The organism is Burkholderia sp. 9120, assembly GCF_000745015.1.
Classification (GTDB): Bacteria; Pseudomonadota; Gammaproteobacteria; order Burkholderiales; family Burkholderiaceae; genus Paraburkholderia.
This window is the reverse complement of sequence record NZ_JQNA01000001.1, coordinates 1,366,543-1,380,972: the sequence shown is the minus strand read 5'-3', so window position 1 is coordinate 1,380,972 and position 14,430 is coordinate 1,366,543. Positions and strand designations below refer to the sequence as shown.

The following is a 14,430-nucleotide window of genomic DNA, read 5'->3' as shown; positions in this document are numbered from 1 at the left end:
GTTGCGGCCGACGTATGCCGGTCGCATCGGGCAGCACGCGGCCAGGAAGGGACCTTCGGCCTTCCAACTCGACTGTCTGCAACTGGGCACAAAGCGTGACTTCTACAATCGACGCCGTGTAGATGGGCGGCGTCGCATTGCTTGCCATGGCGCGTCAGTGCGCTTCTAGAAATGCTGCGATTAGCTCGGCGATCTTTTGCGGCGCGTCTTCGAAGCTGTAATGACCAACGCCAGCAAGCCGATGAACAGGCGCCTGAGGAAATAGCTCGCTGAATAGCGGTAGAAAATGCTCTGGTGCCAGCGTGCGGTCGGCATCGCCCCAAATGGCTAACGCCGGCTTCGACCGGACCGCGTCGACTGCTGCCGCGTCAGGCGCTTCGAAACGATGCGCTCCAAGCGCAAAACCTTTGGCCCAGCCGATCGCTCCCGCACTGTCGGCCGGTATGGCGAAACGCGAGCCGTAAGCACTCAACCATGTGTTGTTGATGCGCGTATGGTTCTCGAAGCCATTGAGCTTCAAGGTACTCAGGATATTGAAGCCCAGTTCTCCGAGCACGGCTTCGAGGCGGCCTTCCGACTCGGCGCGTGCGATCCAGCGGAACCACGGCGAGACTGCTGCATTCGCGTCCAGCCGGTCGAATAGCGTTGTCTGACCGAACGGCGTCGGACCGTTGACGGAGACAATTCGGCGAATGCGCTCGGGATGGCGCGCGGCGAGTCCCATACCGACAGGGCCGCCGAAGTCGTGCATGATGAGAGTGATATCGCTCAGGTCCAGGGCCAAGACGAACTTTTCGAGGTTGTCGATATGATCCTGTAGCCAGTAGGTGCGATGCGCTGGCGTTTCGCTTTTGCCGAAGCCCATATGGTCGAGCGCGATCAGACGGTAGCTTCCTGATAGTGCCGGTATGAGTTCGCGAAACAGATAAGCCCACGTCGGTTCCCCATGGAGACACAGGACGACTTCGCCATCCTCAGGTCCCTCGTCGATGTAATGCATGCGAAAGCCGGCGACGCTGCTGAAGCGCGGCGCAAACGGAAACGTTCCGTCAAACGTATCGGTTGACAATGTCATGAATGGTCCTCGACGCATGGTGTGGCCGGCGCTATGAGCCGGTCGAAAAAGGTTAAACTCTGACACCGCTGTCAAGGTCAAGCGTACTTTCGGGGATAGTGATGCGTATCGGAGAACTGGCTCGCCGCACCGGCGTTAGCGAGCGAATGCTGCGCTATTACGAGCATGAAGGTCTGCTCAAACCAAAGAGAACCGATTCGGGCTACCGCGATTACGGTCCCGACGAGATCGATGCGGTGCACCGTATTCATGTGCTCAGTTCGGCCGGATTGAAGATCAGCAGCATTCGGATGTTGCTACCCTGCGTTCTTGGCGCTGCGCCTGTTTTTCATCCGTGTGCCGAAGTACGGGCTGCATTGCGGCACGAAGCCGAAAAGCTCGAAGCCAAGCTGAGCCACCTTGGTGAAAGCCGGCAAATCGTCGCGAGCTTGCTCCATGCGATCGACACCAATGAGTCATTGCAGCTAAACGCTCGCGCAAGTTACACCGTTGATACACCGTGAGAATGGCCACCGCCCGACGAGATACGGCGGTCGGAACCGGTACATTCCACGCCGGCTTTCGCGTGCTGATCGGACGTTCGGCTTGGCAAGGTGGAAGACCGGTTCGGGTCGGTTAGAGACGGCCCGTCGTCCGAAACGTGCGCTCGGCCAATGCTCCACCCTACTGACAGTCGTAGACCAGAACCACGAGCGCGGCCAAAAAGGGCGGCGACAACTTGGGCTTCAGCGGTCACAAGCGGGTGAAGGGCTGCAAGATGGTGGCCTACTGCGATTGTCACTGCAATGTGTTCGCTCCGTTCGTGTCCGCACCGCGCAACCGCAGCGAATCGCCGCTGCTGCACGAGGCGCTTACTTCGGCCGACGATTATCAGGATTGAGCGATGCCAGAGAAAAGCCGCCGGGGACGGCGGCTGACCGCTCAGGCCTTGGGGCGAGTCTGTCCAGCGGACTTCGCTGGCCGCTTGACGCCCCGATTGTCCGGGGCCGCAGCCTTCTTGCGAAAACCATCGGAGTGCGCCTTGGCGCTGCCTCCGATTGGTTCCTTGAAACCCTCAGACCGAAACTGCTTGACATGCGCCCCGGCGACCTTTGGATCGGTGAGCATCTTTTTTGTCAGCCGTCTGAGCGCTTTGGCCTCCGCTTCCGAATGGGTCGCGCTCGAAGCCACGTAATCGCGGGCGAACCGCTCCAACTGTTCGCGCTCCTGGTCGGTGGGCTTGCGGCCATATACGCCGTGTCGAGCCTTAATAAGATTGGTTGCCATAGGTTTACCCTCTCCATCCGCTCAGACTAGAGCCAATCGGCCTGCACCGCAAGCGGAGTTACCGTTTTGAGTTTCCACCGCCGGGTTGTGTCAAGATCGCTCCGGTGGTCGAGGGAGTATTGCCTGTCACCTTCTGATTGTAGGGTCAATACAAGGCCGTGATGTCCCTCGGGGAGATAGAGCTCGGTGTTGGAGCCCTGATCGTGTCGCCACAAGCCGATCGCGCGTGCCGGGCTGCGCTCGCCGAGGTTGGACCGGTCGACCATTCCCGCCGATGTAATCGACAGGACAGATGACCCGGGATCTTCGGCAAGCACGGTCGCGTAGCGCCCCGGCCAGCGAACCGCGAGTTGCGGGCCGTCCATCAGCAATGCAATGACCAGGTTCGGGCCGACTGACCGGATCACGGCCATCGCCGGGTCGGCGCGAGCCAGATCTTCACAGATCAGCACCGTCATGCAGAGATCATTGCGCAGCGCGAGAAAAGGCAATCGCCGGTTGTCTACCGCAATATGTTCCCATACCTTGAGCGGGTGGGGCGAAGGAATACCTGTCAGGCCGTACCGCTTTATCTGGTCCCAGTCGAGTGCCCATCGGTGATGCTTTGAGTGCGCCTTGCCGTAAAGCACGCGCTCTGCCGGCGTCGTCTGGTTTTGGGCGAAGACCATGGTCTTCGCGCGATTCCGGCCCGGCGTGCCATCGTTCGCTTCGCTGCCCGGCTTTCCTGCAGCCATCGTTCCGGTAATCAGGAACTTGAGGCCAGGAATCGGCCGGCGCGCGACCTCGTCCAGGAGCTGGTCGCCAAGTTTCTCCGTGAGAGCGCATTCGGGGAAAAGCACACCATCAATGGCGTTCTTGCCGAACTTGCTCACTGCCTGCCCGACCATCGGGGCAATCAGCTGGTCCCGGATCATCCGAGCCGTGACTCTCTTCGGCTTCTTCAGCCAGGTCGGGTTCAGCGTGAAATACGGCTGCATCTTCGCGCCATGCTTCATGTCCCGCATGGGACCCGAGGCGACAAAACTCTCGTCATCTACCCGGAACGGGTAAGGAATGACAAGCAGTCGCATTGGGGTTTCGTCGGTCGGTACGTTGTCGGGCAAGACCCATTCCGATTCGACGACCGTGGCTGGCGGCAGCAGAGCCAGGTGGTGGCTCATGGCGCGCACCGTACAGCCCACCGATGGCGTCAGTGATTTGGGCAGCACCGTTGCCGCGGACGGCGGTACCCGCTCACAGAGCGAATAAGGGACGTAGGGTAGCGTCGCACCTTTTTTCGCGTTGAGATCGAGGAACGACACGGACGCCCGCAATGTCATTCTGGTCGTTTCCTTTTTCATCCATCCGACGCCCGCCGATGCTTCGTCGGCAACGGCAAGCAGCCGCATCAGGGTCGCGACCGCGGGGCTATAGGGCGCATCCGCTGTGAGCGCGGTCAGCGGCACGGAGCCGTGGACGGCGATCAGGTCGTACCACCAGATTTCCACTTCCTTCGGGCACACGCCCGAGGTGCGCCACTTCCTGGCCGCACGCATTACTTCATCGATGTATGTGTCGTGAGCCGCGTGATGATTGCCAACGAGGGACGCTTCCGTGTAGCACCCCGAGAGTTCCATCAACGTCGCCGCGACCGCAAACATGTCTGCTGGCCAGCGCGGCGGCACGATCAATCGCAGCGTGCGATAGACGCGTAGGTCAACAGGTTCGTTCGGCAGCTTCGAATGCGAACCGTCCGGCATCAACTCTTCAACGACATCAAGAACTGTACGTGCTCCGCTCATGCTGGTCGCCGGTGCCAGTGCGGTCGCCTTCTTTGCGCCGGACGAAGCTGAGCGGGGTTTTTTTGCGGGCATGGGTTGTCGATATTTTTATGGGCGGGAAACGATGTCGCGGTCACCGATGTTGCGGCGCTATTTTAGCCGCCTCTCCCGGCTTCTGCATGAGGGTCTCTTGGTTAATCGCCTGTGTCTGAGATTTCAGGTCAAAGACGTCATGACATGAGTGCCACGCCATCACAGTAAGCCCCAGTCATTCCATCGATATGGCTGGTCACATTGTGGATAGGCTGCATTTCGTGCTGACCGCAGCGTTACGTGAACCGTGCCGGGCTGGAAATGGCCTGCGCCAGCAAGCGGACGCGGGTGCCCTCGGTCCGAGCATGAAAGCCGTCTTTCACTGATTCAAGTAGCGAACGCCGGATGCCGATAACGGAAGAGGTGGGCACTGCAGACACAGACGACGAGTAGTCAGGTCGGTTGGCGATCAGGCTTCGTGCCACATTGCAGGCAAACGCAGGTCGAGACAGTTCGGCTCCGTCGAGCGGCAGCACACCCTGATCGCGATAGTCTGGATAGAAACATCATTATTTGGAGACCACATGCCCGAATCAAAGGCGAATGAAGTCCTGATCGCTGCCATCAAAAATACAGATTGGAAAAAAGAACGGGTCGCTTATGGCGAGATTGCGCTTTCCTTGAGCAGCAGCCTTGAGTTCGCTCCTTTCTGGGCAGCCTTTGCGCTGGGGATCCAAACCCACGGGCCAGTGTTCTATCGCTTCAACCCGATGCAGCCAATCCCGACACCACATCCAGTCCCAAATGAAATTTTGCCCGTGGGCGATCTCATGCGTCCTGACGCATGGATAACCATGGACGGTCACGACCCGGTCAGGTACCAACCTGCGCCGCCCACCTTCTTTCTGTCGCCGACAGGCGCGCCTTCCCCCAACGGGCAACCCGCACTCGCCCACCCTGTTTCGTTCACCTGGTTGTGTGATGACGCAGGGTCAGACAATCCGAACAAGGTGATCTATTACCGCCTCGATCCGCCCCCAGGGTACGTAGCTCTGGGAATCTGCTTTTCGCCGGACATGCCCCGGACGCAAGACTACTGGTGTGTCCGCGAAGATCTCTGTCTCAAGGTCGCTCAGCAGAACGTATGGAACGACTCAGGATATGGGTGGGACGACAATGGCGATGTCGAGGCGTCAGCTACCACTCTGAAGGCAATCGCAGAGGTCCCGGAGGGCAATATATTGTTGTCGCCGCTTGGATACACTTACAGCACCGAGCAGGCCTACATGCTCAACCTGCCGGCAGCGTTTCTGGATGTAACTTTTGACTTCCCACAGCCGCCGCAACCATCACCGACGGCACAGCCGGTCACACAGCAAAGGACCGACGCAGGTCTGAGCAACGCCTTTATTGTTCCATTCAACATGATCCCGGCGGATAGTGACTTCCCGGATCAGGCGTATAACTCGCCGTTTTATTTTGTGGCGGCGCAGCCGTATTATCTTTGCTACAGGGTTATCTCGCCGACGGGAGGCGGACAGATCACGGTCACATATGACCAGGGCGTGACGGCAGAAGACTCGACCACATTCGAGTCAACGACTTCGATCGAAGCAAGCGTGTCGGTTGGTGCCCAGTGGGCGGTCGAAAATGCCTCGGCTTCGCTTTCGATGACGCAAACGTTCGGACTTACGGTGAACGCAACCTACACCCAGAGCAGTGAGTACACCTATCAGGAGCAATTGACGTTCCCTCCGGAAGCGTTCGTCTACCAATGGCAACTCATGACCGATCTGGTTGTCATGCGCGCCGATTGTTCTCAGATCCGGTCAATTAGCTTTGCCAACGCTGACTATATTAACGATCCGCCGCCCGTCCCTCCGGCCCCATCAACAACTCCAGCACCGGTTGCATCGCACTAACAACGCTGGATAGCACTTATTAACCATCCAACCAACGGAGCGTCATGAAAACCTCAACCCTAATTCTGCTTTGCGTCGCATTTGCATCGACAGCCAATGCCGAAGCCGCCAGCACGTACGCTCAAGGAACAGCGAGCGTCGTAAATGGACAGGCGCCATGTCCCTCGTCAGATTTCGGCGCATCCAGAACCGCGAAGGTTCAAATCACGAAACAGCTGAAATTTCACGCGGCATGTTCGGCCGCGAAGAACAATGCACGGTCACAATTGCGTTCTGCCGTGAACGCCAGTTGCGTGAAATACATTCAATCTGGAAAATCCTGTAAGTCCGTTTAGCGCAAATTGAGCAAGAACGTTGCGAGAGATCACTACCCGAGCCATTCTGGACTTCTCTCGCGCCTTAGATGTAACTGGAAGGTCGGAGCCTACCTTCTCGCGAATCGTAGTACGCAATAAATCCGTCAATCCGGAATGCTTGTACGGGCTGAGTGCCACGGCACGAGTTGACATGTTTATTTACAGTCCAAACGAAATAAACTCGTCAATTCGCCTGCGGGCGCATTAAATTCGTCACTTAGCATCGCGGAGCAACGGTCGATAGCCATGCCATTGATTTGATAAAGGAAGTCCTAGCGGGGGGCGTTGCGCCGGACGTTACACGACACAGACAGTGGAATCGCTGACAATCTCAGATCACAACTCCTTCAATTTGCCGAACGCAGCAACGATGACAGAAGACATTAACGATATCTCGGTGCTCATCCGCGAGTTTTGGGCGCTCATGGGTTCAAACGACTTTGGATCCGTGCAGGCGGTGTTGGGTGAGCAATTTATCCTTGATTGGCCCCAGTCGAACGAACGGATCCGTGGTGCCGCCCGGTTTGCACAGATGAACGCGGAGTACCCGGCGCAGGGTCCGTGGCGTTTCACCGTGAACAGAGTCGTGGCTAACACGGTTAGCGAAGCAGTATCCGATGTGACGGTTACCGATGGATCTATGACCGCGCGAGCCATATCGTTTTTCTCAGTCGAAGCCGGCAAAATCAATCGCATCGTTGAATATTGGCCGGAGTCATATGCCGCCCCCGTCAATCGTGCGCATCTTGTCGAGCGCATCGGGTAAATGACCGCGTATCGCCAGCGTTGCGCGGGCTAACCCACCGCCGCGAACCGGCCAAGAACGGCCAACCAACACGGACGCCTTGATCGTTGACAAACTGCATCGACCGTCAACGTTTCAAGATCGTCCGATAGTCCTCGTCCCACACGCGAGCAATCCAATAGTCTTTCGCATGCTTGGCGACTTGAATGTGCGCTTCGGACAGGCTCAATGAACGGGCCCATGCAACATAGTCGAGCAGGGCAACCCGTCGAGCGTCCAACGAGGCCACGACTTGGTCCGCTGATACGGTCTCATAGTTGAGCCAGCCGTATGGAGGCGTCATTAAACGGGATGGTTCAAAACACCAATCGATCGGCGTACTCCCCACCAGATCTTCCCCGCTCAATATCCACGGGTAGTCGCCGGTGGCATGCGGCGCGTCTGTGTGAAGCGCTCCTGACTTACCACGCAGAAAACTATGCCGGAAGACGACAACATGCGCGAGCGCTCCCGCTTGGAAAAGTCGGCCGCCGCCACGTATCCACCCAAACTGGCAGACGCCGTCCACCATGTACAGGCTTTTTCCTTCGGGGCTAAAACCTTCGTTCTCCAGCCGCCTTACGACAGTTTCTTCGAACAACTCGTCGAACTCTTGCGCGTTCATTGTCGTTTAGTTTGATGTGAGAGATGTACTTTTCATACTGGTGAACGGCCGCTGTTGGGAAATCTGAAGGACCGCTTCACGCCCTGAGCCCGACGCTAGGCGGCCTACGGCGGATCGGTGACCCATTCAGCATCGGAACGGGTTCGGCCAGTATGAGACATTCGACGGCCACGACCAGATTGCCAACAATCGTTAGCATATAGGTGCAGCCAAACATTAGCGTAGGCCATCGGCCACCATTACTGCGCGAGCATCAGGTTCAGGTTCTGAACCGCAGCGCCGGCTGCGCCTTTGCCGAGATTATCGAAAACCGCGGATAGCAGAACGTGCCCGTGTTCCCTGTTAGGAAACACGCTTAAGCGCATATCGTCCGTACCGTTCAGTACTTGCGGATCCAGCTGCTTTAAGACGCACGATTCGTGCAGCGGCAAGACATGTACGTGGGCCGCCTCGGCATAGTGGCGTGCGAGGCACGCGTGTAACGTGCCGCCGTCTACGTAGGGTGCCAGCAGCCGCACATCCAAGGGCACCGTCAGCACGATGCCCTGGCGGAACGCACCATACGCAGGGACGAAAATCGGACGCTGCGCGAGTCCGGCGTGCTGCTGGATCTCCGGGGTGTGCTTGTGCGCGAGCTCCAGACCATATACCTGGTACGACGGTGCGTTGACAGCACCCGGCCCCTCGTGTTCTTCGACGCCGACACGCCCGCGTCCGGAGTAACCAGACACCGCGTAAATGCTGACCGGGTAGTTGCCTGGTATGAGCCCGGCGTGCAGCAGGGGACGCAGCAAGCCAATTGCACCGGTCGGATAGCAACCTGGATTGGTGACCCGACGTGCGTTCGCAATGCGCTCAGCCTGTCCCAGAGTCATTTCCGGAAATCCGTATGTCCAGTCCGGCTGTGTGCGATGGGCCGAACTTGCGTCGATTACTCTGACGGCAGGATTAACAATGGCGTCCACCGCCTCGCGCGCGGCGCCATCGGGCAGGCAGAGGATGGCGATGTCACAGGCGTTGATGGCTTCGGCGCGACGCTTGGAATCCTTGCGTTCCGCCGCGGGAAGCGTGACAAGTTTCAGATCGGTCCGGTCGCGAAGCCGTTCGTGAATTTGCAACCCGGTGGTGCCTTGGTCGCCGTCGATGAAAACAAGGGGAGAGCTCATGCGCGGACTACTCCGGTGACTGGTAACAAGTGGAACGAGCCTGTTATCTTCCGCGCACCGCTAGAATAGCGAAAGTTGAATTTCATGACGTGGACATTCAGTTTTTCTGAATCTGGACGAAAACATGCGAGAGATCAGCCTGGACCGTTTGCGCACCCTGGTCGCTATTGCCGACCGTGGCTCATTCGCCGACGCGGCGCGTGCGTTGCATCTGGCTCCACCGACGGTCAGCCTCCACATCGCTGAACTGGAAGAGCGCATCGGGGCTCCGCTCCTGTCGCGCAAGCGTGGACATGTTCGGCCGTCGGCAACAGGCGAGTTGTTGGTCGAGCGGGCGCGTCGACTGCTGGCCGACGCGGAACAGGCGTTAGACGATGTTCACCGCCAGGTTCAAGGGCTTGTCGGACGCGTTCGGCTCGGAGCATCGACCGGCGCGATTGCGAACCTGTTGCCTCAAGCGCTCGAAGTGCTGCGTGAGCACCATCCCGCTATCGATATTCAGATCGCGGTACTCACCTCGCATGAAACGCTAACCCGATTGGCGGATGGGACGCTGGATGTTGGACTGGTCGCACTGCCTCAGCCTCCGGCGGCTGGACTCGTGATAAGGCCTTGGCGCCGCGACCCCGTGATGGCCTTTGTGCCGGCGCATTGGCGGTGTCCGGCTCGCATTACGCCTGAATGGCTCGCCGCTCAACCTCTCATTCTTAATGATGCGACCACGCGTCTCTCGCGTCTGACTGCGGAGTGGTTTGCGACCGGAGGGCACCATCCCGCGCCGCGCATTCAGCTCAACTACAACGATGCGATCAAGAGTCTGGTAGCGGCAGGATATGGCGCGGCGCTGTTGCCTCATGAGGCCACTACGCCATTACCCGACAGGCGCATTGTCATGCGTCCACTGCGTCCAGCGTTGTGGCGTCGGCTCGGCATTGCGCATCGTGCGGGGCATGTCGAGCGTTCCACGCAACATGTACTCGATGCGTTGTGGGATCTGCGATTGGCGTAGGAATTTGCCATTTGTCGCTTCGGTTCGTTCTCGCGATGGGACAGTAGCCTATTGCACGCCACGACGAACGAATGGCCGGTTTGTAGAAATTTGACAGACCGAATTGGGTCGGTGCCTGCCATTGGGAGCAAAAAAAGAGGGCTCCTGCGATACCTGCGGAGCCCGTTGGTTGCCATGTGCAATTTGCCCTCTTGCGACGTGCTCACAACTTCCTTGTGTCAGCGATCCGTCTGCCAACCGTTGTCGGTTTTGATCATGCCCAGCGTATAGTGAAACTGAAGCGTGTTCTTGCCGTCGAATCCAGGACCGTCGACCTTGTTGAAAAGATCACGGGCTGCATCTCCTGGGAAGTTCGGACAGACCTGGTCGAATTCCGAGCGGAACGTTCTCGGGCCGTAGCTCGTCACGAGTTGCTGATACAGCGCCGCCTGTTTCTGGTCGTCTTCTTTCAGCGCCGGATCGTCGGCTGCGCTTCTACCGTTGTCCGAATCGTCCTTGCGGATCTGCATTTCCTGGTTGATTAAATCCTGGCGATCAGACGTCTTCTTCACCCACGCCTCAAGCTTGTCCCTTTGGTCGCTGTCAGCTTCAAGTGTCAGGTTGTACTGCACTTCGACCTGGTAATGCTGATCATCGCTACCCTGGACGCCATTGACCCGATTGAAATCGGATATCTCGATATATTTGCAATCTCCAAGCGCTGATTGAACGGCTTGTTTCGCATCGGATTCGCTCGGAGCGGAATGGCCGCAGGCTGCCAGCATCGAGATCATGGCGGTGCACAGGACGGCCTGCGCGCCTTTTGTGCAAAAGGAAATTTTCATCGTTCGGGAATGTGATCTGGTGGTGTAAAAAAGAAAGGCAGGGAACCCGCGAGAAGCGATCCCTGCCTGAAATGGTTTAGTTGCTGTACTGCCAGGAGTTAACGTAGTACTCACCATCCGCCTGCCAGCCGAGCTGAACCTGCACAGCCTGCTCCGCCGTCGCGGTTGCGGTTGAGGTCAGCACGTCGGTGAACGACGTATTGAACGTAAACGGCGACGGTGTATTGCCGCTGCCCGATCCCCACACAGTCGCGTCGTACGTGGTGGCGGGTATGCTGGTCTGGGCGGCGCCGAGTGAATTGATCGATGCCCAATAGTTCGGATAGAACGAGCTGGCCGGCGTCGTCCAGTCGAGCGAGGCTGATGTGCCGGGTGCACTTTGCGTACCGGAACCACCCGGCGTCAGGTAGTTCGCAATCACGTCGCTGCCAAGCGTCTGCCACGCCACCGTGCTGCCTGCCGCTGCCGCATAGTTGCGGGCGATGTTCTGGATCTGTTCCGAACGGATCTCGGTGCCGGTCGTGTCGTACAGCGTGACTGTGTAAACGCCGAAATTCGTGATCGTCGAGACGTCCTGAGAAGATGATGCATATTCCGGCAGACCGTTGGGCGAGAACGAAGTCGTGCTGCCCGAGATCGGTGCCCATGCCCACTTGTAGGTCGTGGACATGCCGCCATTCACTCGATTGCCGGTGCTCGTGAGCGGTGCGGCAAGCATACCTGTCGGAATTTCCAGATAGCCCGCTCCCGTGCCGTTTCCTGCGGTCTGGAACCACAACCCGCTGGCGGGCAGGCCTGGTCCCGTCACCACGGCAGAACCAACGCCCGTGGTCGTACTGCTGACCGTCACCGAAGACGGAATCTGAATGTCGAGACCCGACTCGTAGTGCGCATTGGACGCATCCGCTGAATCCGTGTACTGGACACGGCCGAGGAACGACGCGATGTAGGTGCTGTCCTGCAGCTGGTTGCCGATGATGTCCCATTGGCCGTTGGGCAACTGCTGCACGTAATCCATGCCGAAGTCGGGCGTGCCGTCCGGATCGGTCATCAGCAGATAGACCAGCGCAGCTGGATTGCTGATGCTGGCGAGCGTACCGGCGGGCAGGAAAGCTACCGTCTTGATGCCGGTCAGCATCGTGCCCTTGACGAAGAGCGTATGACGCTTCTCGAAGCCGGCGACGCCCGTGCCGATGCCGTTGTTCAGGTAGCTCGCATCGATTGCAGACGTGCAGTTGCTGTCCGATGTGTCAGTGGCACCGCCCTGGACTTCCGACGCACAGGCTGCCAGTGCAGTTTGCAGGCTCGCCAGATAGTTTGCTGGTGTGGTGGGCGCTGCGAGTGCCGTGGATACGGTCGTGCTGGAGCTGAGCTGGATCGCCGTATCGGGGTTCGCAAGACTCGTGATCTGGAGACCCGCACCCGATGCCGAAGGCGTGACTGCGACGGAATCGATCACGGCATCTGCGCCAGTCTGGTTGGGGCTAAACGTCGTGCCGATGGGATCGAAGCTGGCCGCCACGCTGTTGGCCGAGAGGATCGGGGCGATCGCGGCGTCGAGGGTAGCTTCCGCCGTAGTAATGGCGGACGACTTGATGGCCGATGCGTTACCGGCGAGCGCGGCCGGATTACCCGACTGGGTCATGAGGGCGGCGACAGCCGTCGTCAGTGGCGTCACGTTCGCCGTCACCGGCGCGCCGCTGGCCGTACCGGTGCTGGCGACCACCGAATACAGCGTACCCGACACACCGGATGGCTCGGTCGCGGTAATCAGGAACGGCACAGTCAGTCCGGACAGCGAGACGTTGTACGTGCCGTTCGTTCCGGAAGTAGCGGTTGCGGTCTTGCCGAGCGCATCTGTGACCGTGACGGTCGCCCCGATCATGGCCGTGCCGATCGCGACCGTTCCTGTCATGGCTGTTGCCGCGGCGGTCGTCGGCTGGCTGCTGGTCCCAGACGGCGATGACGCGCTGCTGCCACCGCCGCCGCACGCGGCGAGAATGGCACTCATGGATGCGCACAGCGCGAGCCGTGCGATCCCCGTATTGGATCGGATTTTCATTCTTCTTTCGTCCTTGATGGTTGGTATGTACTACGGCGATGAAGCGGCGGGTGCCGCTGGGATTACGTCTTTGGCCGGGCAATAACCGTCGTACCGGGGCGGGTGTGTGCACTGACGAGGCCACGTCGTGCCGCTTCCCGCATGGCGCGATTGACAGTGTTGCTAGGGACACCCATGAAGTCGGCCATCAGCCGCTGGGAGGGCATTACATCGGCTGCCCGGATATGGCCGGAAGGGATCGCCGTTTCCAGCGCGGCGACAATGGCTGTGCAGGTCCAACCGCGTTGCGGGGTTAAGTTCAGGTAACGCAATGAATGCATGGATTGTTTTCCTCTGGATGAGAAGCCCGGGTGCGCCATTCGCGATGAGCGACAGGACTAAAGCGTCCAGTCACGCCCTGCGACGCCCGGGGCCATCATTGTTTTGTAGTGTTTACTCGACAATGTCGGGCGCACGGGCAGGTGCCGCCGCAGATGTCCAATCGGCTGTATATCGGCCCAGAATCGTATTACTGAAGAGTAAATGCTACAACAAATGAAGTGTTTATTGCGTCGATAATCAGTCGACAGGTGGGCATCCTGCACGCCATGACCGTCAAGCGCTCAGCACCTCCCGCCGCCCGTCCGGCCCCGATCTCGATTGCTCTCGGCAAGCGGATCAAGGAGTGCCGGCACGAAGCCGACAAATCGCAGGAAACGCTCGCCTTCGAGGCGCACGTTGATCGCACCTACATCTCAGCGATCGAACGCGGCATTGCGAATCCGTCCGTCGAGACGCTGGCGAACATCTGCCATGCGCTGGGCATCACGCTGGCGGGGCTGTTTGAGCCGCTGGAGGGTGTGTCGCTTGCGCCGACAGGTTCACGCCGGGCCAACGCGGCGACGCCGCCCGAGATCAAACGCAGCCGCCTGCGCTGACGACGGAGGCGCGGTGACGTTGCGGACCGACAGCGCGCCTGCGAACGTGATGTTGCGCGTAGCGTCCGGCGACAGATAGCGCGGCCGGCCACGCCCGCGCACGTCGATACGGGCGTTGTATCCCGCCAGTACCGGGGCATTGCCCGCCGGGTCGAGCAGCAACAGCGCGTGGGGCGTGAAGGCGCGCTGTTCCCGGGTTCCTTCGATACCGGTCACGAGCGCGGCATGCCACTTCACCGGATGCCGCTGGCCCCAGCCGACGACGACGGGCCGGCCTGCGCCGAGTTCGCGTCCGGCAAAGCGCATCAGTTCCGTTCCCCTGGCTATGTACGTTGTGGTGCGGATGCCGAGATTCAGCTCCGCGACAAAACTCGCCAGTTCCGATAGCGTCAGTCCGTGTGGGTAATGCTGCCAGGCGTGATCCCACACAACGGCCTCATTGCCGCTCGTGTGATACGGCAGATGAACCGGATCGGACAGCTTGCCGAGTATCGCGAGCGCCATTGCGACGCAATGCAGGGTGCTGCCGCCGTCCCAATGTCCCTGCCGGCTGAAGAGCGGGTTGCCTGAATCAGTGAGTGCGGGCTGCTGGCCGAGGCGGATGTCTGGATGAAATTTCTGGATCAGCATC

15 protein-coding genes are annotated in these 14,430 nt (G+C 59.3%); 6 read left to right on the top strand and 9 right to left on the bottom strand.

Features of this window, described 5'->3' with window-relative positions:
- Positions 1 to 154 precede the first annotated feature (154 nt).
- Positions 155 to 1,075, bottom strand: a complete 921-nt coding sequence (locus FA94_RS06165) for an alpha/beta fold hydrolase (protein ID WP_035547903.1) — start codon at positions 1,073 to 1,075, stop codon at positions 155 to 157.
- Positions 1,076 to 1,176: 101 nt separating this feature from the next.
- Here FA94_RS06165 and FA94_RS06160 point away from each other — a divergent pair, with 101 nt between their 5' ends.
- Complete coding sequence (locus FA94_RS06160; protein WP_051980391.1) at positions 1,177 to 1,578, top strand: MerR family transcriptional regulator; 402 nt, start codon at positions 1,177 to 1,179, stop codon at positions 1,576 to 1,578.
- Positions 1,579 to 1,996: 418 nt separating this feature from the next.
- Here FA94_RS06160 and FA94_RS06155 read toward each other — a convergent pair whose 3' ends face one another.
- Both FA94_RS06155 and FA94_RS06150 read right to left on the bottom strand, forming a co-directional pair.
- Positions 1,997 to 2,341 (bottom strand): hypothetical protein, encoded by a 345-nt coding sequence (locus tag FA94_RS06155; RefSeq protein WP_035547901.1) that lies wholly within the window; start codon positions 2,339 to 2,341, stop codon positions 1,997 to 1,999.
- 26 nt (positions 2,342 to 2,367) lie between these two features.
- The gene (locus tag FA94_RS06150; RefSeq protein ID WP_081935724.1) at positions 2,368 to 4,194 is read right to left on the bottom strand and encodes a hypothetical protein; all 1,827 of its coding nucleotides are present in this window, start codon (positions 4,192 to 4,194) and stop codon (positions 2,368 to 2,370) included.
- Between the two features lie 524 nt (positions 4,195 to 4,718).
- Between FA94_RS06150 and FA94_RS06140 the strand changes: the two genes are divergently transcribed.
- The 3 genes from FA94_RS06140 (at position 4,719) to FA94_RS06135 (ending at position 7,178) form a co-directional block, all read left to right on the top strand.
- Positions 4,719 to 6,056 carry a hypothetical protein gene (locus FA94_RS06140; RefSeq protein ID WP_035547893.1) on the top strand — a complete coding sequence of 446 codons (1,338 nt, stop codon included), beginning with the start codon at positions 4,719 to 4,721 and terminating at the stop codon, positions 6,054 to 6,056.
- 157 nt (positions 6,057 to 6,213) lie between these two features.
- The gene (locus FA94_RS38525; RefSeq protein ID WP_156126546.1) at positions 6,214 to 6,381 is read left to right on the top strand and encodes a hypothetical protein; all 168 of its coding nucleotides are present in this window, start codon (positions 6,214 to 6,216) and stop codon (positions 6,379 to 6,381) included.
- Positions 6,382 to 6,782: 401 nt separating this feature from the next.
- Positions 6,783 to 7,178 (top strand): nuclear transport factor 2 family protein, encoded by a 396-nt coding sequence (locus FA94_RS06135; RefSeq protein ID WP_035547890.1) that lies wholly within the window; start codon positions 6,783 to 6,785, stop codon positions 7,176 to 7,178.
- Between the two features lie 106 nt (positions 7,179 to 7,284).
- On the opposite strand, the gene FA94_RS06130 is transcribed toward FA94_RS06135, so the two are convergent.
- Together FA94_RS06130 and argC are read right to left on the bottom strand one after the other, a co-directional pair.
- A complete protein-coding gene (locus FA94_RS06130) occupies positions 7,285 to 7,821 on the bottom strand; it encodes a hypothetical protein (RefSeq protein WP_035547887.1) in 537 nt (178 codons plus the stop codon).
- A gap of 239 nt (positions 7,822 to 8,060) precedes the next feature.
- Entirely contained in the window at positions 8,061 to 8,987 is a 927-nt protein-coding gene (argC, locus tag FA94_RS06125; RefSeq protein ID WP_035547884.1) for an N-acetyl-gamma-glutamyl-phosphate reductase, read from the bottom strand.
- A 124-nt stretch (positions 8,988 to 9,111) separates the two neighbouring features.
- Between argC and FA94_RS06120 the strand changes: the two genes are divergently transcribed.
- On the top strand, positions 9,112 to 9,996 hold the full coding sequence (locus FA94_RS06120) for a LysR family transcriptional regulator (RefSeq protein ID WP_035547882.1): 885 nt from the start codon (positions 9,112 to 9,114) through the stop codon (positions 9,994 to 9,996).
- Positions 9,997 to 10,214: 218 nt separating this feature from the next.
- Here the strand turns inward: FA94_RS06120 and FA94_RS06115 are convergent, their stop codons facing one another.
- The 3 genes from FA94_RS06115 to FA94_RS37810 form a co-directional block, all read right to left on the bottom strand.
- Positions 10,215 to 10,820, bottom strand: coding sequence for a hypothetical protein (locus FA94_RS06115; protein ID WP_156126544.1), 606 nt, complete (start codon positions 10,818 to 10,820; stop codon positions 10,215 to 10,217).
- 76 nt (positions 10,821 to 10,896) lie between these two features.
- A complete protein-coding gene (locus tag FA94_RS06110; RefSeq protein ID WP_035547876.1) occupies positions 10,897 to 12,882 on the bottom strand; it encodes a hypothetical protein in 1,986 nt (661 codons plus the stop codon).
- Positions 12,883 to 12,944: 62 nt separating this feature from the next.
- On the bottom strand, positions 12,945 to 13,202 hold the full coding sequence (locus FA94_RS37810) for a GntR family transcriptional regulator (RefSeq protein ID WP_081935722.1): 258 nt from the start codon (positions 13,200 to 13,202) through the stop codon (positions 12,945 to 12,947).
- A 255-nt stretch (positions 13,203 to 13,457) separates the two neighbouring features.
- Between FA94_RS37810 and FA94_RS06105 the strand changes: the two genes are divergently transcribed.
- The gene (locus FA94_RS06105; RefSeq protein ID WP_035549403.1) at positions 13,458 to 13,799 is read left to right on the top strand and encodes a helix-turn-helix domain-containing protein; all 342 of its coding nucleotides are present in this window, start codon (positions 13,458 to 13,460) and stop codon (positions 13,797 to 13,799) included.
- On the opposite strand, the gene FA94_RS06100 is transcribed toward FA94_RS06105, so the two are convergent.
- On the bottom strand, positions 13,743 to 14,429 hold the full coding sequence (locus FA94_RS06100; protein WP_051980389.1) for a cysteine peptidase family C39 domain-containing protein: 687 nt from the start codon (positions 14,427 to 14,429) through the stop codon (positions 13,743 to 13,745). The two genes, FA94_RS06105 and FA94_RS06100, sit on opposite strands and share 57 nt — an antisense overlap.
- Between the last annotated feature and the right edge of the window lies 1 nt (position 14,430).